Origin of the sequence: Acinetobacter sp. Gutcm_16 (genome assembly GCF_028649355.1) — a bacterium.
GTDB classification, from domain to species: Bacteria; Pseudomonadota; Gammaproteobacteria; order Pseudomonadales; family Moraxellaceae; genus Acinetobacter; species Acinetobacter johnsonii.
The window spans coordinates 22,353-44,423 of sequence record NZ_JAQSUV010000030.1; the positions used below are offsets into that span (position 1 = coordinate 22,353).

At 41.2% G+C, this 22,071-nt stretch carries 22 protein-coding genes; 9 read left to right on the top strand and 13 right to left on the bottom strand.

The window, feature by feature from the left end:
- Window positions 1-9: 9 nt before the first annotated feature.
- Entirely contained in the window at window positions 10-456 is a 447-nt protein-coding gene (locus PTT44_RS07950; protein ID WP_168158351.1) for a GNAT family N-acetyltransferase, read from the bottom strand.
- 337 nt (window positions 457-793) lie between these two features.
- Here PTT44_RS07950 and PTT44_RS07955 point away from each other — a divergent pair, with 337 nt between their 5' ends.
- Entirely contained in the window at window positions 794-1,270 is a 477-nt protein-coding gene (locus tag PTT44_RS07955; protein WP_252726106.1) for a hypothetical protein, read from the top strand.
- A 9-nt stretch (window positions 1,271-1,279) separates the two neighbouring features.
- Here PTT44_RS07955 and PTT44_RS07960 read toward each other — a convergent pair whose 3' ends face one another.
- From PTT44_RS07960 to PTT44_RS07970, 3 genes are read right to left on the bottom strand one after another with little or no spacing between them, the layout of a single operon-like run.
- The gene (locus PTT44_RS07960) at window positions 1,280-1,864 is read right to left on the bottom strand and encodes a TetR/AcrR family transcriptional regulator (protein ID WP_168158349.1); all 585 of its coding nucleotides are present in this window, start codon (window positions 1,862-1,864) and stop codon (window positions 1,280-1,282) included.
- Window positions 1,865-1,870: 6 nt separating this feature from the next.
- The gene (locus PTT44_RS07965; RefSeq protein ID WP_168158573.1) at window positions 1,871-2,779 is read right to left on the bottom strand and encodes an alpha/beta hydrolase family protein; all 909 of its coding nucleotides are present in this window, start codon (window positions 2,777-2,779) and stop codon (window positions 1,871-1,873) included.
- A 53-nt stretch (window positions 2,780-2,832) separates the two neighbouring features.
- The gene (locus PTT44_RS07970) at window positions 2,833-3,630 is read right to left on the bottom strand and encodes a crotonase/enoyl-CoA hydratase family protein (RefSeq protein WP_168158348.1); all 798 of its coding nucleotides are present in this window, start codon (window positions 3,628-3,630) and stop codon (window positions 2,833-2,835) included.
- A 199-nt stretch (window positions 3,631-3,829) separates the two neighbouring features.
- On the opposite strand from PTT44_RS07970, the gene pnuC reads away from it, so the two are divergent.
- From pnuC to PTT44_RS07985, 3 genes are all read left to right on the top strand, one after another.
- Window positions 3,830-4,405: a nicotinamide riboside transporter PnuC gene (gene pnuC, locus PTT44_RS07975; RefSeq protein ID WP_168158347.1), complete on the top strand. Its 576-nt coding sequence runs from the start codon at window positions 3,830-3,832 to the stop codon at window positions 4,403-4,405.
- 8 nt (window positions 4,406-4,413) lie between these two features.
- The gene (locus PTT44_RS07980; RefSeq protein WP_168158346.1) at window positions 4,414-4,683 is read left to right on the top strand and encodes a hypothetical protein; all 270 of its coding nucleotides are present in this window, start codon (window positions 4,414-4,416) and stop codon (window positions 4,681-4,683) included.
- A 134-nt stretch (window positions 4,684-4,817) separates the two neighbouring features.
- Window positions 4,818-5,327 carry a DUF2505 family protein gene (locus tag PTT44_RS07985; protein ID WP_004694421.1) on the top strand — a complete coding sequence of 170 codons (510 nt, stop codon included), beginning with the start codon at window positions 4,818-4,820 and terminating at the stop codon, window positions 5,325-5,327.
- A 70-nt stretch (window positions 5,328-5,397) separates the two neighbouring features.
- Here PTT44_RS07985 and PTT44_RS07990 read toward each other — a convergent pair whose 3' ends face one another.
- Window positions 5,398-6,675: an MFS transporter gene (locus tag PTT44_RS07990; RefSeq protein ID WP_168158345.1), complete on the bottom strand. Its 1,278-nt coding sequence runs from the start codon at window positions 6,673-6,675 to the stop codon at window positions 5,398-5,400.
- A gap of 214 nt (window positions 6,676-6,889) precedes the next feature.
- On the opposite strand from PTT44_RS07990, the gene def reads away from it, so the two are divergent.
- Complete coding sequence (def, locus tag PTT44_RS07995) at window positions 6,890-7,375, top strand: peptide deformylase (protein ID WP_168158344.1); 486 nt, start codon at window positions 6,890-6,892, stop codon at window positions 7,373-7,375.
- 14 nt (window positions 7,376-7,389) lie between these two features.
- On the opposite strand, the gene PTT44_RS08000 is transcribed toward def, so the two are convergent.
- Window positions 7,390-8,172, bottom strand: coding sequence for an AraC family transcriptional regulator (locus PTT44_RS08000; RefSeq protein WP_168158343.1), 783 nt, complete (start codon window positions 8,170-8,172; stop codon window positions 7,390-7,392).
- Window positions 8,173-8,276: 104 nt separating this feature from the next.
- Here PTT44_RS08000 and PTT44_RS08005 point away from each other — a divergent pair, with 104 nt between their 5' ends.
- Both PTT44_RS08005 and PTT44_RS08010 read left to right on the top strand, forming a co-directional pair.
- Window positions 8,277-9,497: an MFS transporter gene (locus PTT44_RS08005; protein WP_168158342.1), complete on the top strand. Its 1,221-nt coding sequence runs from the start codon at window positions 8,277-8,279 to the stop codon at window positions 9,495-9,497.
- A gap of 134 nt (window positions 9,498-9,631) precedes the next feature.
- Window positions 9,632-10,081 (top strand): hypothetical protein, encoded by a 450-nt coding sequence (locus tag PTT44_RS08010; protein WP_168158341.1) that lies wholly within the window; start codon window positions 9,632-9,634, stop codon window positions 10,079-10,081.
- Between the two features lie 12 nt (window positions 10,082-10,093).
- Here PTT44_RS08010 and PTT44_RS08015 read toward each other — a convergent pair whose 3' ends face one another.
- The 4 genes from PTT44_RS08015 to metH all read right to left on the bottom strand — a co-directional run bounded on the left by PTT44_RS08015 (window position 10,094) and on the right by metH (window position 16,474).
- Window positions 10,094-10,297, bottom strand: a complete 204-nt coding sequence (locus PTT44_RS08015; protein WP_168158340.1) for an amino acid transport protein — start codon at window positions 10,295-10,297, stop codon at window positions 10,094-10,096.
- Window positions 10,298-10,615: 318 nt separating this feature from the next.
- The gene (locus PTT44_RS08020) at window positions 10,616-12,442 is read right to left on the bottom strand and encodes a DUF262 domain-containing protein (RefSeq protein WP_337960670.1); all 1,827 of its coding nucleotides are present in this window, start codon (window positions 12,440-12,442) and stop codon (window positions 10,616-10,618) included.
- Window positions 12,433-12,651: a GmrSD restriction endonuclease domain-containing protein gene (locus PTT44_RS08025; RefSeq protein ID WP_168158338.1), complete on the bottom strand. Its 219-nt coding sequence runs from the start codon at window positions 12,649-12,651 to the stop codon at window positions 12,433-12,435. The genes PTT44_RS08020 and PTT44_RS08025 overlap by 10 nt, the downstream gene beginning before the upstream one ends.
- Before the next feature lie 136 nt (window positions 12,652-12,787).
- Window positions 12,788-16,474, bottom strand: coding sequence for a methionine synthase (metH, locus tag PTT44_RS08030; protein ID WP_168158337.1), 3,687 nt, complete (start codon window positions 16,472-16,474; stop codon window positions 12,788-12,790).
- A 426-nt stretch (window positions 16,475-16,900) separates the two neighbouring features.
- Here metH and PTT44_RS08035 point away from each other — a divergent pair, with 426 nt between their 5' ends.
- Window positions 16,901-18,520, top strand: coding sequence for an inorganic phosphate transporter (locus tag PTT44_RS08035; protein WP_125281190.1), 1,620 nt, complete (start codon window positions 16,901-16,903; stop codon window positions 18,518-18,520).
- 87 nt (window positions 18,521-18,607) lie between these two features.
- Here the strand turns inward: PTT44_RS08035 and PTT44_RS08040 are convergent, their stop codons facing one another.
- The 3 genes from PTT44_RS08040 to PTT44_RS08050 form a co-directional block, all read right to left on the bottom strand.
- A complete protein-coding gene (locus tag PTT44_RS08040) occupies window positions 18,608-20,155 on the bottom strand; it encodes a hypothetical protein (protein ID WP_168158336.1) in 1,548 nt (515 codons plus the stop codon).
- A 144-nt stretch (window positions 20,156-20,299) separates the two neighbouring features.
- Window positions 20,300-20,467, bottom strand: a complete 168-nt coding sequence (locus PTT44_RS08045) for a hypothetical protein (protein WP_004694400.1) — start codon at window positions 20,465-20,467, stop codon at window positions 20,300-20,302.
- 128 nt (window positions 20,468-20,595) lie between these two features.
- Window positions 20,596-21,213, bottom strand: a complete 618-nt coding sequence (locus tag PTT44_RS08050) for a rhomboid family intramembrane serine protease (RefSeq protein ID WP_168158335.1) — start codon at window positions 21,211-21,213, stop codon at window positions 20,596-20,598.
- A 160-nt stretch (window positions 21,214-21,373) separates the two neighbouring features.
- Between PTT44_RS08050 and nfuA the strand changes: the two genes are divergently transcribed.
- Window positions 21,374-22,012, top strand: coding sequence for a Fe-S biogenesis protein NfuA (gene nfuA / locus PTT44_RS08055; protein ID WP_004981041.1), 639 nt, complete (start codon window positions 21,374-21,376; stop codon window positions 22,010-22,012).
- Window positions 22,013-22,071 lie beyond the last annotated feature (59 nt).

A 22,071-nucleotide genomic window follows, 5' to 3' on the forward strand; every position in this document is an offset into this window, starting at 1 on the left:
TAATAAACATTAGGATAAGAGTTTAACCATGGTCACCATTTGGGGATTTGGGATGTCTTGAGCATGGATTTGAAAGCCATGTTTTTGATAAAAAGAGCATGCTGTTTGGGTGCTTTCTAAACTCATTTGACGAATTTTTTTACGTTTAAGATGTTCAATAACGGTTTCTAATAAGGCTTTACCAATGCCGCGCTGTTGTTCAGCGGATGAAATATAATTAAGTAGAATACGACCTTGATCACTGACCATAATAAAACCCACTACGTGCTGATTGAGTACATAGACCCAGCTGTCGTTATAGTGCATCCACATAATCAGGTTGGATTGGGTTTTATTTTCTAGCCAAATTTGAATCGTACTTTCATGGCGATGGTGGTCTTTGATACATGATCGAATACTGTCGTGTACGACATTTAAAATTTCAGGAATGTCCTGAAGTTGGGCTGCCCGTATCATCTTTTCTTCTTAGAGCTATAGAAACAGCTATTTCATGCTAGGGACTGTATTTATTAAATTGAATTACTGTTAGTACGGATGTAACTTTGTTGTTCAATCGCACTAAGTTAATTATTTTTTATAGTGATTTTGTGAGTGAAAAATCACAGTTTGTGATGCCTTTCACGTTTGTGCGAATATGTGTTGAATCACTTGAATTGGTCTGAGAATCAACACCCAATTACAAGTCATCGAATTGAGCATTTGAGTTTATACGTAGTCTGCTTTAATTAATTTGGTGTTTATTTGAGCGATAATGTTGTATTTTAAAAGGGAATATTTGTTACGAGAGCAGAGCATGGTGACATTTTTACTGATGATTTGCACACTCATTGCTTTGGTTGCGACATCTGTTATTGGAATCAAAATTCAAAAAAAGCACCGCTTTCTGAAGCGACAAAAAAAAGCGGTTGAATCGGAAGCAGCATCTGTGCAAATGGCAACGCATACCAATAGAGCACCTCAGATTGATCGTGTTATTGAAGTTGATGCTTATGAACAAGAGCTGTTCGATGACGTGGCGACTCTATTTCTAGATCAAGCGATATTACTCACGGCTGAAGAAGATGCAACGCTGATGCAAAGCACCTTATTGGTCAAAATGCCTGCGAAAACCCAGACACAAATCCGCAAAATGGATTTAAATGAATGGTCTATTTTTTGGAGTTTCTATGATCAGTCGCTTGAATACTATGTAAGTCGTTATGGCATGTTTTGTACGCATATTGACCGCAGTGGACGCGAGCATAAAAAAAGCCATCGTACTCGTGATTGATCTCCTCGCTTAAGCCTCTTCAGCGTCCATCACAGCCATGGATAACTGTTTAAGAATTCGCTCTGCGACATGAGCCAAATAGAAGTCATCTTGTTTTAAACGTGTCATTAAAATTGCGCCCTCATAATCGGCAACACTGATTTTAGCCAGTGCCTCAGCTTGAGCAATAGGCATGACTTGCTGAAAGTAGTGCAACAACGCCAACTCCCAATCTTGGAAAATCGATTGAATTTTGAGATGTATTTGTTCGGATAAATGTGGGACTTCCAAAGACAGCATCCCGACTAAACAGCCTTGAACACCCGTATTAAAAAAGCTGACAGATTGCTGGTGCAAGTGTTCAAAGCGAACGCAATACTCTAAGTGCGTATCACACAAAATACTGAACAGTTTATGGTTTAAGTATTGCTGGCTGACTTGCAAAATATCTAAAACCAAAGCTTCTTTATTGGGATAATAATAATAAAATGCCGCTTTACTGAGCCCACAAGACTTTGCTAGTAAATCCATACTAGTGCCTGCATAACCATGGGTTTTAAAGGTTTGCATGCAGTGCAACTGGATTTGTTCTTTACTCAGTTTTTGTGGGCGCATAGAGCTTTAACGTTCCGTAGGGGTTGGTGAAGATAAATAGCCATCGAAAGTGTTCAGCATATCGTCCCAGATGGCTTCGGCCCCCTGGCGGAAATATCCCATGTGTCCAATTTCTTTTAAGCCATAGTCATTGGCTTCAATATTGAGGTAATGCATGTTCGCATGCCGATAATGCTGCATAAATGCATGCCTTGAGTTCGGTAAAGCCCAGTCATCATCCAGTGCTGAAACAGCATAGATTGGAGTTTTGACCTGTGCATATTGTTCCAGTAAGTGTTGTTGCTCGGGATCTGCAAAAAAGTAGGTCGGATTTTTACACCATTTTCGCCACTGTGTGTAGACATCCACAGGTAAATCGGTGCCCATTTTCAGCAGGCTCCAAGGCAGATAGCCCTTTAGTGCAACCATCGGCGGGAAAATAAGATTCCACATGACATGTACTTTCATTTTCTCCCGAAACGGCATATAGCCATGCCAACCCGCACCTGTGCCGAAGCAATACATCGCAGTGACTTGGTCATGGTTGTGGGTTAAACCGAGCGCTTGGCCTCCATATGAGTGTCCAACCACAAAAAGAGGTTTGTCATCTTTGCGGATAGAGTCAATGGCAGCCGACAAGTCTAGCTGCCCCCAGTCCAAATAGGACATGCTAAAACCTTTGAGTTGCTTCGGTGCAGAGAGCCCCACACCGCGATAATCAAAAGTTAGGACTTGATAACCTAGCGCTACTGCATACTCGGCAAAGCGACGATAGAACTGCTGTGGTACACCTGTTGCACTGGCAACAATGATGTTGGCTTTGATCGGCTCAGATGAGCGATAACGTGTACCAACGAGTACATAACCATCGGTTGCTGAAAATTTTTCAGGTTGTTTCTCAATTTGGGTCGAATCTAAATGGGCTGTGGCTTGCATCATTGTTTCTTCTTTTTTGTTAAATACTAAAGTCGGTTCCAGACTTTTGAGCTTTATTGCCCTTTAAACTGAGCAGGGCGGCGTTGCAGCATCGCTATGACACCTTCTTGGACATCTTGGGTTTTGAGTAGCGGGTTGAGGTGCTCTTGTAAATGTGCAAAGGCATAGTCTGCGCCGTGTTGTACTGCTTGTTGTGCAGAAGCCAGTGTGGCTTGAACGGCGAGTGGAGCAGCTTGTGCAATTGATTCTGCAAGGCTCAATGCTCGCTCTAATGCAGCATTTGGCGTGGATGCTTCTATGACCTCGGTAATTAAATTGAGATCGATAGCTACTTGCGCATTGAAGCTGTCACCTGTGAGTAGATAGCGCATAGCCTTGTTCCAACCCGCCGCTTGTACAAAGCGAACCGTTGCACCGCCAAAGGGTAAAATGCCGCGCTGTACTTCCATTTGGGCAAATTGTGTATTGGCATCGGCAATCACCACATCGGCATTGAGCATCAGTTCAATTCCGGCGGTGAAGCAAAAGCCTTGGACTGCCACAACCACGGGTTTGGCGCGGGGTCTGGAACTGGTGCCCCAAGGGTTAATTTGTGACGCAGGAAAGTCGAAAACGCCTGCAGTGAGTTTGGGTTGCAACTCAACCAAATCAAGCCCAGCAGTAAAGTGTTCTCCGTGCGCAAAAATTACAGCACAGCGCAGTGAAGGATCATCCTCATATTCGGTAAGGGCCAGTGATAAGTCATGAATCATATGGCTATCAAAAGCATTGCGCTTGGCTGCGCGATCTAAACCAATTAAAAATAATGAACCGCGAACTTCGCGACTGACACGACCTTGTTGTTCTGACATTTTGATTATTCCTGCATCGTTTTATAAGTTTTTAAACGATTGTTAGAAAACTGTCAAAACTTATGCGTATGCATTCTGTGACTCGACAGTTTGATCCGATTCCCCGAAAAAAGAGCGGTGTTTAGATTGAGCGGAATTGTCTTGCCTTTATTGAGTTTTTTTTCATAATAGCAGCACTTCTTTGAATGCCAGTTGAACCATGTCTAGCCTTGAAATATTTGCAGTCATCATTAGCTTAATTGGGGTGACGTTGACCATTAAGCGCAATATGTGGTGTTGGTGGTTTAACTTCGCTGCTTTCTTGTTATATGCCTATTTGTTTTATACCTATAAGTTATATGGCGAAACCATTTTGCAGTTTTTCTTTGTGGTGGTGAACTTTTACGGTTTTTATCACTGGCTCAAAGGCAAACAACAAGATCACGATATTCGGATTGAACCGATTACAGCTCGGCAAGTGATTTTGCAAATGCTATTTGCCGCAGCGGCTGGTGCAGTATTTGGTCTGAGCTTAAAGTATTTGACCGATGCAGCTGTACCGCTATTGGATGCGCAGCTCGCAGCGTTTAGTCTGTTGGCGACCTATTGGACCAGTCGTAAACATATTGCGACATGGGTGCTGTGGGTATTTGTCGATATTGTTTATGTCGGTATGTTTATCCATAAAGATCTGTTTCTGACCGCGGCTTTATATGCAGGCTTTGTCGGTTTGGCGGCTTTTGGTTGGTGGCAATGGACTCAGGTACGTCATAAACAACAGCTAAAAAGTGTATAGGCTGGGTAGTGTTGATTGATTTTAAACACGCACAATTGGCTCAATTTGAGTCGGCCATTGAGCGGTTAAAGGGAAGTCCAAAGCAATATTTGGACTTTGCTTCGGTTGCAGATTTTTATCAGGCCAATTGGCTGGATGACTTACCCAGCAGTGCAAGTTGGGCGGTTACAGGACTGGATGATGGGGCCGAGCATTTTGATATTCGCTTGGCCTGTTTTGAGCGCGTGGTTTTTATTTATATTGCAGATGATATTGTCATACAGAATGGTGCACATTGATATCTAGATCGCGGTATAGTCGGTGCTGGAGCATCGTCTATATTTGACCCTTCTACAGGATGACGAGATCCCGTTTTTCAGTCCTGATCAGGGCATGGATGTTTACAAAAACAAAAAATAAAGGATTTAATGTTATGGCACATCAGTTTGTAGTCAATGCCACCATCAACGGTGTTTCATTGGATGACTTCCGTCGACTCGCAGCCAATATCAGCTTACATGAAAATGTTTGTCGTCGTATTCCCGGTGAGAAGTTGGAAATTTTGGAGTCGAATAAAGTCGGCGATATTTATACCCTCAAGCGCGCGTATAATTTGGATGTCAATATTCCCGATATTGCGAAGAAATTTCTAAAAGATGCATTTCGTTTACAACGTACCGACGTCAGCAATTTAGTTGTGCTCAGTTCGGAAGTTCGTTTAGATCCCAACCTACCTTTAGAAGCTGTGTGCCAACGTAGTGTATCGGGTAATGATGAGCAGATTCACTTTCAACTGGAATGGACGGTAAAAGTGAAAGTGCCATTAATTGGCGGTATGTTAGAAAAACATGCTGAAGGTGAAATCCGTAAGTTTAGCCAAATCGAGCTGGATATTGTGGAAGATGAACTGCGTCAAAATCTGCATGCAGAAACTTTAAGCTAAAGGCTTTGACCTCATGTTTTCAAAGTAGCTTGCATAAAAAGAAACCCTTCGATTGAAGGGTTTTATTATTTTAGGGTTTGGCTTCAAACTGAGTTCGATAAACCAAAGCTGTGAAGAAGCAAACCAAACAGACTAGCCAAATATAATACATCGCGCCAATGTTGCTATAGAGACTGAGCCATTGAACCAAAGGCAGTGTGATGCCTCCCGCAATAGCATAGGCGACATTGTAGGAAAACGAAATGCCCGAAAAGCGGATTGGAGCAGGGAACATTTTGACCATGCTATAGGACACAAGCCCTACCGTGCCTGAAAAGAATCCCAAAAGCATATACAGTGCAAACACCGTAGTTGGACTGACCGCACCTAAACTGTGATAGAAAATGGTTGCGATAGCGGCGACACCGAGCGAGCCAAAAATCAAGACCTTGGCTGCACCAAAACGATCTGCCAATGTCCCAGCGAGTATACATCCCAACATTTGCATGATGATCGCAGCACTTTGCATTTGAAAAGCATCGCTACGTTCAAATCCAAAGGCACCCGTCAGTAAGTTTGGCATGGCTAAAATTAGGACTACCACACAAGCAGTTAAGAACCAGGTCAAGAGCATGCCAATCACCACGGCGGTTTTATGGTTGGCTAAGACTTGTTTCACTGGCATTTCTTTAGACAGCTCTTTACGTGCTTGCATGGCTTTGAATACTGGGGTTTCTTTCAAATAACTACGTAAATACAAGGCCACTAAGCCAAAAATACCGCCCACAATAAAGGGAATACGCCATGCCCAATCATGTATAGCTGCTTCACTAAACTGAAGAGAAATGAACAGTGACATTAAAGCACCGAGCAAGATGCCGAGTGACAAACCAGCCGTAAGTAAGCCATTGGCAAAACCAATTTTTTCAGAAGGGACATGCTCAGAAACAAAAGTCCATGCCGCTGGAATTTCTCCACCAATCGCGATGCCTTGTATTACCCGCATAAGGAGCAAAAGCAGCGGTGCAGCATAACCAATCGTTTCAAAAGTTGGCATAACCCCGATCATGAGGGTAGGTAAAGCCATGAGCAAAATAGATAAGCTAAATAGGCGCTTGCGCCCGATGAGATCACCAAAGTGTGCCATGACTACACCGCCAAGTGGACGGAAGAAGTAACCTGCGGCAAAAATACCGTAAGTATTCAGCATTGCCCAAAATGGGCTGAGCCCTGCGGGAAAGAATAGCTCAGAAATAATTTTGGCGTAAAAAACATAAATAACAAAGTCATAGAACTCAAGTGCACCACCGAGTGATGACAGCCCAAGGGTACGTTTGTCTTCTCTGGTCAAACGTGGTGTTGCATCCATGCGTATATTTCCAAAGCTGAATAAAGGTTTATATTTGATTTTAAAGAAGTCTTTTTTGAATGAATAATCAATCTTTCTTTACTGGGTTTGAACTAAAAATTATACATGAATCAACATCGTTGATTTGACGGTCAACGTAAATTTATAACGCAGGTGAGATAAAAGGCTTATGATATAAAAAGAATAAATAGGTATAAAAATTTAGGATTTGTGTATGAGTGTCATTTTACCTGTTGCACAACGTGGTGAAGATATTTTAAGACTCAAAGCTGCTCGCGTCGCAGATGCAGAATTTAATAGCGACTGGCTTATGCAGTTGGCTTCTGCCATGATTGCGACCATGTTGGAGCGGAGCGGTGTGGGCATTGCCGCACCACAAGTCTATATTTCAAAGCGGGTTGTTATTGTGGCTTCACGGCCAAATTTACGCTATCCCGATGCGCCTGAAATGGACGCCGTGGTGATGGTCAATCCTGAAATTTTAGAGTTTTCTCAAGCAATGACCTTAGGTGAAGAAGGCTGTTTAAGCGTACCGAATGAGCGTGGTCAGGTACAGCGTGCGCAAAGCATTAAGGTGCTGTATCACACTTTGACTGGTGAGGTAATGGAAAGTACTTTTGAAGGTTTTCCTGCACGCATTGTGCAACATGAAATCGATCATCTAAATGGTATTTTATTTGTCGATCGCCTGAGTGCTTAGTCGCGAGTGTCATTTTATTCATCTTTATATTTAAACTGTTGTGGGGTCTGCCCCAAATGACGTTTAAACATGGCACTAAATGCACTCGGATTGCTATAGCCAAGAGATCTTGCAATCTGCGCGACAGATTCACCACTGGCAATTTTACTTAAGGCATGGGCAATATGCATTTGCTGAACCCATGCGCGATAAGACAGCCCCGTTTCCTTTTGAAACATGCGCATCAAGGTTCTGGAGCTGGTGCCAATTTCATCTGCCCATGTGCTTAAATCTTTTAACTGATCGGGCGTACTTAATAGTGCTTGGCAAATATTCATTAAGCGTTTGTCTTGTGGCCACGGAATTTGAATGGGCAACAGATTGGCTTTATGAATTTCATCAAAAATTAAAATCTGTAAAGATCGAGACAGTTCATCAGAGCTGATCAGCTCGGAAGGTGGAATGTGTTCTATCGCATTGAGCCGAATCAATAACTCATGCAATAACTTGCTGACCCGAATAATAAAACAATGTTGCCCCAGCAGTGCAGCTGCATCGGCCTGAACCAATGCAGTATTGAGTTTAACTCGGCTTAATGAAATCACACTGTGTTCAACATGGGTCGGAATCCATAGTGCGCACATCGGCGGCACGATCCAAACGTGGTTTGGGGTGAACACTTGAATCATCCCTGTCGAAGCATACAGAAACTGTGCCCGCGAATGGGTATGCGCAGGGGTAATCTCTCGATAGGTATGCTCAGAAGAAAGCCCAATCACCAATTCGGACATTTCGGTTTGAATCAGAGAATTTGGCATGTGTGTCTTTAAGTTGTCAGTTATACAATGATTATTGGAAGATAGTCTTATGAATGACATTTTACAATCAATGCCTGATGAAAAATACATGGAGTTTGCGAGGTATGTCGTCTTCAATTCAAATGAAAGAGGGTATGGGCGAAGCTACGATCAATGAGCAGCCGCAAGGCATGATCATAAAAGTGGTGGGGGCTGTGGCGGTTGCACATCTGCTCAATGACTTGATTCAAGCCGTTTTGCCAGCCATTTATCCGATGCTGAAAACCAATTTCTCCTTAAGCTTTGCGCAAGTCGGATTGATTTCATTGGTGTATCAAATTACGGCATCGCTACTGCAACCTTGGATTGGACTCTATACCGACAAACATCCGAAACCTTATCTGTTACCACTCGGTATGGTGGTGACTTTTAGCGGCATTTTACTGTTGGCATTTTCACCAAATTTTATCGTGCTGCTCATGGCCTCAGCATTGATTGGTGTAGGTTCATCGACCTTTCACCCTGAAGCCTCACGTGTGGCACGAATGGCTTCGGGCGGGCGTTTTGGCACAGCACAATCAACCTTTCAGGTCGGTGGCAATACAGGAACTGCAATTGGGCCTTTATTGGCAGCGCTGATCATTGTGCCCTTTGGACAGCATGCAGTGGCATGGTTGATTGTATTTGCCTTACTGGCGATTTGGGTGCTGTTCGGTGTCAGCCGTTGGAGCATCAGCCACAGTAAAAAACAATTGGCTGCCAAAGCGCATCAAGTGCAAAGCAAACTGCATGGGCGTCAACTCGTCATCGCGCTGTCGACCATTTGCGTGTTGATGTTTGCCAAATTTACTTACATCGCCAGCATCAGTAACTATTTTACTTTTTATTTAATGCACAAGTTTCACCTCAGTTTGCAAAGTGCGCAGTTACATTTGTTTGCCTTTTTGGCTGCGGTGGCTCTGGGTACATTTGCTGGTGGGCCGATTGGAGACCGAATTGGACGTAAAGCAGTAATTTGGGTGTCCTTTGTCGGCATGGTACCATTCGCTTTAATGATGCCCTTTGCCAATCTATTTTGGACGACCATCTTGTCGGTGATCATTGGTTTAGTCATGTCATCTGCCTTTGCTGCCATGGTGGTATATGCGCAAGAAGCTGTGCCAGGTCGAGTCGGCATGATTGCAGGTTTAATGTTTGGCTTAATGTTTGGCGTGAGCGGGATTGCTGCAGCAGGTTTGGGCTATTTGGCAGACTTACACGGCATTGAATGGGTGTTTGGTGTGTGCTCTTTATTACCTTTACTCGGGTTTGCTACCGCCTTTTTACCGAAGACCCAAGCAAACTAACTGAATACGGCTGACCTTCAGTTTCAATCGCGCTATTTTATCAAACGAAGATGGTGCGAATACATTTCGGCAGGATGATTATCGTTATGTAAATGCACTAGGGTTGTGTGTTTTGATTTTAGAGGATTGATGTAATGACTGATCCGAATGGTGTACTCAAATTTTCATTAGGACTAGACCAACTTTCATTTGAAATGGATGGACAGCGTATCCTGCTAGATCAAGGTTTAAGCTTTATACAGTCAAAGAGTATGCGTCATGGGTTGCTGGATGAACTTGCGATTGAGTCGATGATTTATATGATTGAAGAGCTTTTAGAATCCGTTCAAATGAAGTATGCCCAACCTAAGACTGCTGCGACTTCAGATGCGTTATTCCAAAAGGTTTTAACATTGTTTTTTCCAGATCAGCAGCAAATTGACCGTGTGCAACTTGAAAGTGCTTTTAATACTTTTGTTGAGCGTAGGCAATGCTATGTGTCTAAAGTGGCCGATAATGGTCTTTCTAGTTTGGTTTACTTTATTGTACTACGGGAGATGATGCATCACTGGAATGTGGTGGAGATTCAATATGAACAGCTTTGATTTTTAGTGGAATTAAAAGCGTAAAAAGTAGGGAGCAGCAGATAAAAGTAAGCCGATACCACCTAACAAAGCATTACTTTCAATAAAATAAGGGAAAACCATTAAAACTAGACCTGCAACAAAGGACACAGTCATTTTTTGTTTTTTGCCATAGAGAAAATAGCCTAAGCCAATTGAGCTAAAGATCACACTGAGTAAAAGTTGAGTGCTGTTCATGATGATGTTTTCTGCATTGTTATTCTCTGAAAGATATTATCTCAAGATTCTTAAAAGAAGATTATACAACCTGAAATAAATATGAAATGCGATGTAGTTGAGTGTACCGAATGATCGTTAGTCAGTGATAGAAGCACCAGCAGTAAAAATACGATATTAAATGTTATAAAGTGAGGTAGTAAAACGACTTTTGAGGGTTTGGCTACAGAAATTGTCAAGTATAAAGTAGATCATTCAGATGGTGTAGTGTTGTTGGAGCGAATATATAACTGATAACAGCTTCATTATTTCTGAAGCTGTTATAAGTATAGTTATCAGTTAATTGGGTGTATTTTCCATAAATTTTAGACCTAATGCTACGATTTTTTCGGTTCTATTTCCTATTTTAATATCCCATCTTTTTTCTAGAAAATCTAACATTTTTATGCCCCTTTCCATAATTTCTTGAGCAGTCCATTCTGCCGAGTTAGAAACTTCAATTTCAGAATAACTCCCATATTTATAGCCTACAAAACTAATCTCAACCCCATTTTTCTTTAACTCAAAAGGTTTGTTTCCTAAGCTTGAATTTTTAGGTGTTGATAAAGCTAACAAATTCCCAAGTGAATTTCTAAGTGCAGTTCTTTGTCGAGTATTGTAGCTTGAGAACTTTGTAGTCCATGATACATCACGAGCACGCTGGGGATAGATATGTTCTACAGATCTATATTCAGTTCTGAAATCTTCTTTACAGAATTCAGTCCATGAAATCTTGTCTCTATCAGTTTTTGATTGATCTTTTAAATATAACTCATATTCATACAAGAAAAATCTGACTGTTTTCCAACCATAATATGAACCATTATTACTAAAAGTGTTTTGAAGAAGAGTTGATAAGTTTTCATCACCTATAGATTGTGTTATGTAATTGTTAAAGGTTGAGATGAGATCTTTGTCACTTAAATTATCACAAATATATTTGTATAATGATATTTGAACTTCATTTTCAGCAATATTGAAGTGACTTTTTGTTAGTGATTTTATAAATAAGTATCGTTCATAAGCTTTTAAAAACTCTAGTCTCTCTTGCTTTTGTTTTATTGTGGATTTATTGGATTTTAAATAAAATGTCAGCATAAGGTTATTTGAGTCATAGCCTCTGAGGCGAATAATTCTTTCAATATAAATTTTTTCATCTTCTGACATAAAGCTACAGAATGAAGGATTTGAAAGATAAAAATATATTTCAACAGATTTTTTTAAATTATCTATGTAGTCGATAATAAAGTTGTTATCTATATTTGGTAGCCAGATCTTAGGTTTTTTTATATCTTCTTGGTTTAGATTTTCTTTATTATTTATACGGCTTCTAACGAAAATAAATTCTAATAAAAATTTATTGATATTATCTGAAATAAATCTATTAATTCCAATCAAATAACCTGTTTTATTATCATCCTTAAAGTCTATCTGATTATTTGTACTCAATAGATGATTGTAGAAAAATTGAGTATGTGTTTCTAAGAAACGATCATCATTTAACTGCCTTTCTTCACTTCTACCAATATAATAATATATACTTTTCCATACCTCATTGATATTTTTCCTCAGTACAACACTCTGTTCATCATCAAAAAATGTAGTAACTAAATAAATTAATCGATTTTTTAATAATTCTAGGGTAGATAATTGTTTACCTCTATTATTCATGGTTTCAAATGCTACAAATACGTCAATTTCTTTAGAAATTTCATAAGCATTGAAAACAAGATTTTGCGTTAATTTAGCAAAAATTCTATTAGTTTCATCGTCATCTAAATTAGATATCTTCTCAATAAAAAATTTTTTTGCAGCCTCTAAATTCCGCGTATAGATAGTTTTTTCATCAGGATAATGTGAGTTTGAGCTTTCTTCAAAAATATTATTCTTTAAAAACTCGTAACTTGGATTATCCTTTTCATATCCAAAAATAAAAGTTTGTTCAGGGCTATTTGGTCGTTTTAATACAAGATATTTTTTTGATATTTCTTCTTTAGATGTGTCATTTAATATATCCAAATTTGTATGTTTTATAAAAACACTAATTAAGATGGATATAGTGGTTAAGCGTTGTTGACCATCTACAACATAGTAAGGCTTAAATTTTCTAGATTTAATTAACCATATGTCATCATTCCATGTACTCCAATTTTTTCAGATACATTTTCAAAAGTTAAAACTCCTGTGTAATGATCTTTTCCTTCACCAAGTTGGTTTAGATCATTCCAAAAATCTTCTAATTGCTCAATCCCCCATGAATATCCACGTTGAAAGTCAGGAATTCTAAATAGCGATTCATTAAAAATTCTAGAAACAGTTAATAAGTCAGTTTGCATTTTTTGATAAATAATTCGTGTTAAAGTAAATATATTATAATAATGTTTAAGTTTAATTGTCTATTTTATTTATATTTACGAAAATCTAATAAGCTTTTAATAACACTTATTAGATTTTCATTTACTGAATTTATTTTTAGTTAATCGAATCATCTAAATTCGGTGCTAACCAACGCTTCGCGACATCTAGTGACCAACCTTTACGCTTTGCATAATCCTCAAGCTGATCTTGAGAAATCTTGCCTACGTTAAAGTATTCACTTTCAGGGTGTGAGTAATAGAAACCACTTACAGAAGAAGGTGGCATCATTGCAAAGTGTTCAGTCAACTTAGTCCCAATCTTCGCTTCAGAACCCAACCAGTCGAACAATGCCGCTTTTTCAGAATGTTCAGGGCAAGCAGGGTAACCTGGTGCAGGACGAATACCGACATACTTCTCTTTAATCAGCTCTTCATTACTCAAGGTTTCATCGGCTTTATAGCCCCAGAACTCTTTACGAATACGCTCGTGTAAGTGCTCGGCAAAAGCTTCTGCAAAACGGTCTGCCAATGACTGAACCAAGATCGCCGAGTAGTCATCACCTTTGGCTTTATATTCGTTTGCCAACTCTTCCGCACCAAAAATCGATACGGTAAAACCACCCAAATAATCTTGCTGAGTTGTCGTCGGCTTAATGTAGTCCGCCAAAGACAAGTTTGGTTTGCCTGTCACTTTGTCAGACTGTTGACGTAAATGCTCAAAAGTATGCGTTACCGTTTGACCTGCTTCATCAAACACACTCACGCTATCTGCACCTGTACGTTGTGCAGGGTATAAACCAAACACTGCACGCGCATCAAAACGATTGTTGTCGATGATGTCTTTCAGCATCGCTTGCGCTTGATTGTACAAATCAGTCGCTGCTTCACCCACCACTTCATCTTCTAGGATTTTCGGGAATTTACCCGCCAAGCTCCAAGAAATAAAGAATGGTGTCCAGTCAAAATATTCAACCAGCGTCGCCAATGGATAGTTGGTGATGACTTGTGTACCCAAAGCATTTGGCTTTGGTGGTACATAGTTGTCATCAATCTTAAAGCCATTTTCAACCGATTCTGCATAGCTGAGTTTCGCTGCTTTCGGTTGCTTGTTGGCTAGACGCTCACGAATTTTGGCATATTCAGCGCGATGTTCTGCAATAAAGTTGCCACGCATTTCTTTCGAAAGCAGAGTGGTTGCTACACCCACCGCACGTGATGCATCGGCCACATAAATCACTGCATCATTAGAATATTGCGGGTCAATTTTGACTGCGGTATGTGCTTTAGAGGTGGTCGCACCACCAATCAACAATGGAATGTTGAAGCCTTTGCGTTGCATTTCTTTGGCAACAAACACCATTTCATCTAAAGATGGGGTGATTAAACCCGACAAACCGATGATGTCACATTTCTCATCAATCGCGGTTTGTAGGATCTTCTCGGCAGGCACCATCACACCAAGGTCAACAATGTCGTAACCATTACAGCCGAGGACCACGCCCACAATGTTTTTACCAATATCGTGTACGTCGCCTTTTACGGTCGCCATCAACACTTTACCTTTAGACTGGCTACCGGTTTTTTCAGCTTCGATGTACGGGTTTAACCACGCTACGGCTTGCTTCATCACACGCGCAGATTTCACCACTTGCGGCAGGAACATTTTGCCCGAACCGAACAGGTCGCCGACCACGTTCATGCCATCCATCAATGCGCCTTCAATCACATCGAGTGGACGTTTGGCTTTTAAACGGGCTTCTTCAGTATCTTCATCAATATAAGTGGTGATGCCTTTAACCAGTGCATACTCAAGACGCTTTTCAACGGATTCATTACGCCATTCTAGGTTTTCAGCTTCGCGCTGCGCGCCACTATGACCACGGAATTTTTCTGCCACTTCAAGCAATTTTTCTGTGGCGTTTTGGCCTGATTCACCTTGGTTTTGATTCAGAACAACATCTTCAACCGCATCTTTCAGTTCTTTTGGAATATCATCATAAATCGCCATTTGACCAGCGTTTACGATACCCATAGTCATGCCTTGTTTAATGGCATAGTAAAGGAACACAGAGTGAATCGCTTCACGTACAGGTTCATTACCACGGAATGAGAAGGAGACGTTAGAGACACCACCCGAGATCATGGCATGCGGTAGGTTTTGTTTGATCCAACCTGTGGCTTCAATAAAATCTACGCCATAGTTATTATGTTCTTCAATCCCTGTTGCGACTGCAAACACGTTCGGGTCAAAAATAATATCTTCGGCAGGGAAGCCAACATCATTGACTAAAACATCATAAGAACGTTTACAGATTTCACGCTTGCGTTTTGCGGTATCTGCCTGACCTGTTTCATCAAAGGCCATAACAATGATCGCAGCACCGTACTGACGGCATAAACGCGCTTTTTCGACAAACTCGTCATAACCTTCTTTTAAGGAAATCGAGTTGACGACTGGCTTACCTTGTACGCATTTCAAACCAGCTTCAATGATTTCCCATTTTGATGAGTCAATCATGATTGGCACACGAGAAATATCAGGCTCAGATGCAACCAGATTCAGGAAATGCACCATCGCATTTTGCGAATCGAGCATCCCTTCATCCATGTTAATGTCGATGATTTGTGCACCAGCTTCAACTTGTTGTTGTGCAACTTCTAAAGCTTCAGCAAACTTTTCTTCACGGATGAGACGTAGGAATTTTTTTGAGCCTGTGACGTTGGTACGTTCACCGACGTTCACGAATAGCGAATCATCATAAATGTTAAACGGTTCTAAACCACTTAAACGGCAGGCAGGTTTGGTTTCTGGCACCTGACGTGGCTGAATGTCTTTCACTGCATTGTAAATTGCACGGATATGATCAGGCGTTGTACCACAGCAACCACCGGTAATATTGATCAAACCACTTTCTGCAAATTCTTTAATGAAGGCTGCGGTTTGCTCTGGAGTTTCATCATACTCACCGAAGGCATTCGGCAAACCAGCGTTTGGATGCGCAGAGACAAAAGTATCAGCGACATCAGCAATGGTTTTTACATGTGGGCGCATCGCGTCTGCACCCAAGGCACAGTTAAAACCGATTGAGAGTAAATCACCATGACGTACTGAGTTCCAGAACGCTTCAGCAGTTTGGCCTGTTAAGGTACGACCTGATGCATCGGTAATGGTGCCTGAAATCATCAACGGCAGTTCATGACCGATTTGTTTGAATACTTCTTTGACTGCAAAGATCGCGGCTTTACAGTTCAAGGTATCAAACACAGTTTCGATCAAAAGAATGTCTGCACCACCTTCAATCAAGGCGTGGGCAGCTTCAATATAATTTTCTTTTAATTCATCAAATGTAATATTACGGAATGCAGGGTCGTTAACATTCGGTGAAATCGAACAGGTACGTGAGGTAGGGCCAAGTACGCCTGCAACAAAACGCGGTTTCTCTGGGGTTGAATATTTTTCACATGCTGCTTTGGCTAAGCGCGCCGCTTCACGGTTGATCTCTGGAACAAGGTCTTCCATGTGGTAGTCTGACATTGAAACACGGGTGCCGTTAAAGCTGTTGGTTTCGATAATATCTGCGCCTGCATCCAAATAAGCTTCATGGATACCTTGAATAATTTGCGGCTGAGTCAGTACCAAAAGGTCATTATTGCCTTTGAGGTCAGAAGCCCAATCTACAAAGCGTTCACCACGATAATCTTCTTCTTCGAGCTTGTGACGCTGAATCATGGTACCCATTGCACCATCGATAATAAGGATGCGCTCGGCAAGAAGTGCTTTTAAGGTGGCAAGTGTAGACATTCAAAACTCACAAACAGGTTTTCAAAACGTGCAATATTTTAGCAGAAAAGCAGGTTGATTGATGCCTAATTCAAGTGGTATTGGCTATATGGCAAATAAAAAAGGCTGATTTAGCTTTAGTTTTCACGAAAGTGAAATATAGACCCGCTATGTTTATAGATCAGAATAAATAGAGATGAAAAATATTGATTGGAGCAGATTGTTACAGACAGCATAGTCAAATGTAAGAAAATAATTCAGCGTAATCCGCACCGAAAAGTTAAATTTTGAGCCAGCACATTGCGTTCAAGGCTTATAAGCGATTTACTGCTGATCTAAAATAAGCCAATTATGAAAAAATTGGCTTCATGTGACACGCATTTGTCATATAATTGTCACAATTAAATTGAACAATAGGGGATATTGATATCCTCTTTAGCCGTCTGCATGAATTCTAATATTCCTCCCGTCCAAGATCAGGTGCACGTGACACAGGTCAAGTCGACGAATGTGCACGTACCTACACCGAAATTTTTTATGCCGGTGTTTTTAACGGTCATTATTTCAACGCTAATTTATATTGGCTTTCAGCTTTCTGCTGACTTATCGCATGTTCCTGCACTGAATCTTTACTCTTTAATTCTTTTAGCGACGGCATTGTTCATTGCTTTGGGTTTTGAGTTTGTAAATGGCTTTCACGATACTGCCAATGCGGTTGCAACGGTCATTTATACCAATGCACTGTCTGCACCTGTTGCGGTGATGTGGGCTGGTTTCTGTAACTTCCTTGGGGTTATGGTCGCAAGTGGTGCAGTGGCTTACGGTATTATTGCGCTACTGCCCGTTGAGTTGATTATGAATGTCAGCTCAGGCGCAGGTTTTGCCATGGTGTTTGCCATGTTGATTGCTGCAATTTTGTGGAACTTGGGCACATGGTTCTTGGGTATTCCAGCATCAAGTTCACATACTTTGATTGGTTCAATCTTGGGTGTGGGCATCATGAACTACCTGATGCATTCAGGCAGTGGTGCTTCGGGTGTAGATATGGATCAGGTGATTAAAGTCGGTAAAGCTTTACTGTTTTCACCTATGATCGGTTTTGCTTTTGCAGCAGTGTTGTTCTTATTGGTGAAAAAAATCTTTAAGAAACAACTGGAACTGTTCCAGCCACCTGAAGGCAACAAACCACCACCTCCACTGATTCGTGCCATTTTGATTTTTACCTGTACAGGTGTGAGTTTTGCGCACGGTTCAAATGATGGTCAAAAAGGTATGGGGCTAATCATGCTGATTTTGATTGGTATTGTGCCTTTGGCTTATTCTTTAAATAAGAATTTAGATTCACAGCACATTCAGTCATTTGCTCAACTTTCAGATCAAACTGCGGCTGTGATTTATCCGAATCATAACGATATTGCAGATGAAAAAGCCCGTACGGTGATCACGCAATATATTCAAACCAAAGAAATGACCCCAGAAGTCGTACCTGCTTTAGCCAGTTTGACAGATCATTTGGGTGAGCGTGTTGGTCATTATGGAGATCTTAAAGATATTCCTGAAGCTGAAGTTTCTGCACTACGTAATGACATGTACTTAAGCACGACAGCATTCAAACGTTTGGATAAAGCGGATCAATTGCCAGCGATGTCGGAAGCGGACAAGAAGACAGTAAAAGAATATCGTAGTAACTTAGATTCATTCTTACAGTACATCCCAACATGGGTGAAAGTGGCTGTGGCATTGGCTTTAGGTCTTGGTACGATGGTGGGTTGGAAGCGTATTGTCGTGACTGTAGGTGAGCGTATTGGTAAAAACCATATGACTTATGGTCAAGGCATGTCAGCAGAATTGGTGGCGATGACCACGATTGCAGCTGCTGATGGCTTTGGTATGCCAGTCTCGACTACACACGTATTGAACTCTGCGGTTGCAGGGACCATGGTGGCGAATAAGTCAGGTCTGAATTTTGCGACAGTGAGAACCATTCTTTCGGCTTGGATCTTTACTTTGCCAGCTACGATCTGTTTATCAGGTGGTTTGTTCTGGTTGTTCCTACAGTTCGTTTAATCTGATGTGTAAAAACCAATGATAAAAAACGCTACCTTGAGTAGCGTTTTTTTAGCTCTGTATTTTATGAACGATGCTGTTCATATTTTACTTTTTGAACTTCGCCCAGACTTTGTCTAAAGGTAGTTTATCTGCGGCAAAGCCATAAAGTGCTGCAAAGGGCAGTGCAGTACGTGCTAAATAAGCTACACGCCATAAGCCACCGTGGTTTGCACCATGCATCATCAGCTCTAGAGGATGTTCAAGATTGACCTCTGGGTTAGCTACAGACTCAGGATTACGGAGATCATGGATCCATAAGGCCGCCATAATGGCATTGGTGGTTGCTGGCTTAAAGGCTTCTACATCAAACAAACTCGCCCCATTAAATGCGGCTTTGAGTAGTGGGTTTTTGGTGACAGAATGCGTGGTGGTTGATGGTGCAATATTGATGCTGACGCGTTGACCTTCCGAGCGAGCAAGCGTTGCACGCCACTGCTGAATACGTTTAGCCAATGCATAGTTTGGCCCTTGCTCAATCACTAAACAGTCGGTGATGCCGTAAGACTTGTCATTATCTGATTCGACGAGGTCATGTAGGTTTTTCTTAAAGAAAAGTTGCCCGCTGAGGGTTGAAATACTCTTGCTGATCACTTGCTGTGTTTTAGAGCGTCCACTGAACTTTTGCTCAGATGCGGTAATGACTTCCTCTGGAACTGCATAGACATCGGTAGGTGTACACATATACATCAAACTGGTATCTACTTTGTGCGCACTGACATATTGCATAATCGCATCCATTGCAACAGAAACACGGACATGCTTTTCACCATCCAAATACGCAATCGCGGCCAAATCTAACTGATGTGGGTTTTGTACCAACCATTGTGCAATTTCAGGCACTTGTGTCAGTAAGTTCGCGCCGAGTTTTTCTTTGAGAACAGACACTGGTGTTTCCGCACTCAAGGCTTCAACCGATGGGGCATATAGCGTGGCATTGCCGTGTTGAATGGTGTCTAAAATTTTGCCCCATACACGGCTATTGGGTAAATCAACCGCCACAATATTGGCTTTCCATTGAGCTAACCATGTGAGTGGACCCGCTTCAGATGCGGCACCGAACAAGACCATCGTGCGGTCAGATAAATCAAACCATTCAGGATGTTCCACACAAGCAATCAGTGCTTCAGCATGACTGGGTTCAATCACACCTGCATCTAACCATGTTTGGATTTGTGCAAGTAAAGTACCCCCTTTGAGTTGTTGGCCTTTATAAGGCACTGACCATTCAGGCGTCGCATGACTTTCGCCTTTGAGTTTAATAGTATGCAGTGGTGCGCTTTCAAGTGACATTACATCTTTGAGGAGATGCTTTTGCCCATCTCGATAAAACTCAAACACATTATGTGCTTTGTTGAGCCCATCTTGTGCCATTTGAATCGGTGCAATTTGATTACGAATCCCAAATTCAACTAAGGATTTAAAATAGCGTGGATATTGTTTACGCCAGTTCTTTTCTGTAAGTGCAGTAACAGAGGTTTGGTGATCAACATTGGCTAAGGCCTCTGCAATAATCTCTTTCCCTGTACGTGAGGTACTAACTTTTTGTGTTTTCGAGTAAATTGGAAATTGAAGACCATCTAAGGGATTGGACATGCAAGAAATCTCACTGGCATTTGCTATTTATATACAGTTGTAAACATTATCTATGCCAAATCAAATTCCTGCTTGGCATTTCATGCCAAATTTATGTAAAAATATATGTAATAAAAAAGCCTTCTGAATAGAAGGCTTTTGAGTTTAGCAGCGACCTTTTTTGGCCTGTCCGGGTGGACAGAAATCGCCTTGGCCATGAGGATAATAAGAACGATCAGGATCGACGATGATACTCCCTTCAGGGGTGTGTACCGCACAGGCTGTAAAACTGAGGCTGATCATCAAGGCTGCAAATATAGACATTATTTTCATCGCAATTTCCTTGGTTTATAGTTGTCCTGATGTTTATTGTAAAAATCAGGACCACCCGTTGCTGTGAAAAAATGTTACTGAGCCTATATGCGTATGGATGCAATCCATTTGCAAGCTACGGCTCAGCTTTAAAAAGGTAACTGGGTTAATTTGTTCAGAAAATGCGGAATAAGACGTGGCTCTAAAATTAAGGTCATGATGACCCCATAAGCAGCTCCCCAAAGGTGGGCGCTATGATTGATGTTGGAGTTCCCTTTTTTACCAGACCAGACGCTATACGCCACGTACAACACTGCAAAAATAATCGCAGGTACTGGAATAAAAAACACAAAAATGAGCTTCCAAGGTTCAAACAACACATAAGCGAACAAGACCGCAGAGACTGCACCAGACGCACCAAGGCTTGCCCAGCGCACATCATTCTTATGTTTTAAATAACTCGGTAAAATGGCAAAAATTAAACCACCCAAATAAAACAAAACAAAACCTAAGTCAAAGAAGTATTGGCGGTAAAAACTTTCAATAATGCTGCCAAAGAAAAATAGGGTGAACATGTTGAACAGGAGATGCATACCATCGGCATGAATAAAGCCATGCGTAATAAAACGATCGTATTGTCCACGTTGCATGGCAGGAGGCCAGAAAATCAGACGGTTCATCACGTTCTGATTTGAAAATGCCACCATAGAAATTATGACCGTAATAATAATGATCGTAACTGTATGATTAAAAGGTAAATCCAACATTTCTGAGATGTTCTACATATAACTATCTTGTGGTCATAATGCCATTAAATTGAGCGAAAAGATGAACTTTCACAATAAATCCGACAATTTTGGTTGATTTTTTTTAATTACCCCGCATCTTCAGTTAAAATAGCAACTTCAGCTTGAGGAAATGATTGTTATGTCGACTGAGAACAGCAGCACTGCAGTTGCAGAGGAAATTCCAAACTTATTGATTACTCCAACTGCACAAGAGTATTTACGTGATTTATTAGAAAAACAAAATACCCCGGGCATTGCTGTACGTGTATTTGTTGAAAATCCGGGTACACCACGTGCTGAATGTTGTATGGCATATAGTGCGCCTGAAGAAGTGATCCCAACCGATTACCGCCAAGATTATCCAGACTTTCCTGCGTATATCGACACACCGTCTATTCCATATTTATTGGATGCAGTGATTGATTACAACAAAGACCGTTTTGGTGGGCAGTTAACTTTCCGTGCACCAAACTCGAAAGTGCCACGTGTCGGTCCTGATGCATCGATTGAAGAGCGTATTACGTATATTCTTCAATCTGAGATTAACCCAGGTCTAGCAGGACATGGTGGTAACTGTGCATTGGTTGAAGTAGTTGAAGATGAAGAGCATGGTTTAACAGCTGTACTGAAATTCGGTGGTGGTTGCCAGGGTTGTTCAGCAATTGATGTCACGTTGAAACAGGGTGTTGAAACGACTCTGCAACAACACATTCCTGAGTTACGTCGTGTGATTGACCAGACGGATCATACGCAGGCTGAAGGCGCGTACTTCAAATAAATTTCAATCAACTTTACCAAATAACCTCCTTAAACTAGGGGGTTATATTTTATCTAAAG

Excerpts from the sequence above, each read along its gene's own strand:
- pnuC (WP_168158347.1), top strand. The coding sequence starts at position 3,830 with ATGTCTAGCCTTGAAATATTTGCAGTCATCATTAGCTTAATTGGGGTG.
- PTT44_RS08040 (WP_168158336.1), bottom strand. The coding sequence starts at position 20,155 with ATGTCCAATCCCTTAGATGGTCTTCAATTTCCAATTTACTCGAAAACA.
- PTT44_RS07955 (WP_252726106.1), top strand. The coding sequence starts at position 794 with ATGGTGACATTTTTACTGATGATTTGCACACTCATTGCTTTGGTTGCG.
- PTT44_RS07970 (WP_168158348.1), bottom strand. The coding sequence starts at position 3,630 with ATGTCAGAACAACAAGGTCGTGTCAGTCGCGAAGTTCGCGGTTCATTA.
- PTT44_RS07985 (WP_004694421.1), top strand. The coding sequence starts at position 4,818 with ATGGCACATCAGTTTGTAGTCAATGCCACCATCAACGGTGTTTCATTG.
- PTT44_RS08000 (WP_168158343.1), bottom strand. The coding sequence starts at position 8,172 with ATGCCAAATTCTCTGATTCAAACCGAAATGTCCGAATTGGTGATTGGG.
- metH (WP_168158337.1), bottom strand. The coding sequence starts at position 16,474 with ATGTCTACACTTGCCACCTTAAAAGCACTTCTTGCCGAGCGCATCCTT.
- PTT44_RS07990 (WP_168158345.1), bottom strand. The coding sequence starts at position 6,675 with ATGGATGCAACACCACGTTTGACCAGAGAAGACAAACGTACCCTTGGG.
- nfuA (WP_004981041.1), top strand. The coding sequence starts at position 21,374 with ATGTCGACTGAGAACAGCAGCACTGCAGTTGCAGAGGAAATTCCAAAC.
- PTT44_RS07965 (WP_168158573.1), bottom strand. The coding sequence starts at position 2,779 with ATGCAAGCCACAGCCCATTTAGATTCGACCCAAATTGAGAAACAACCT.
- def (WP_168158344.1), top strand. The coding sequence starts at position 6,890 with ATGAGTGTCATTTTACCTGTTGCACAACGTGGTGAAGATATTTTAAGA.
- PTT44_RS08035 (WP_125281190.1), top strand. The coding sequence starts at position 16,901 with ATGAATTCTAATATTCCTCCCGTCCAAGATCAGGTGCACGTGACACAG.
- PTT44_RS08005 (WP_168158342.1), top strand. The coding sequence starts at position 8,277 with ATGTCGTCTTCAATTCAAATGAAAGAGGGTATGGGCGAAGCTACGATC.
- PTT44_RS07960 (WP_168158349.1), bottom strand. The coding sequence starts at position 1,864 with ATGCGCCCACAAAAACTGAGTAAAGAACAAATCCAGTTGCACTGCATG.
- PTT44_RS08050 (WP_168158335.1), bottom strand. The coding sequence starts at position 21,213 with ATGTTGGATTTACCTTTTAATCATACAGTTACGATCATTATTATTACG.
- PTT44_RS08015 (WP_168158340.1), bottom strand. The coding sequence starts at position 10,297 with ATGAACAGCACTCAACTTTTACTCAGTGTGATCTTTAGCTCAATTGGC.
- PTT44_RS07950 (WP_168158351.1), bottom strand. The coding sequence starts at position 456 with ATGATACGGGCAGCCCAACTTCAGGACATTCCTGAAATTTTAAATGTC.
- PTT44_RS08025 (WP_168158338.1), bottom strand. The coding sequence starts at position 12,651 with ATGCAAACTGACTTATTAACTGTTTCTAGAATTTTTAATGAATCGCTA.
- PTT44_RS08045 (WP_004694400.1), bottom strand. The coding sequence starts at position 20,467 with ATGAAAATAATGTCTATATTTGCAGCCTTGATGATCAGCCTCAGTTTT.
- PTT44_RS08010 (WP_168158341.1), top strand. The coding sequence starts at position 9,632 with ATGACTGATCCGAATGGTGTACTCAAATTTTCATTAGGACTAGACCAA.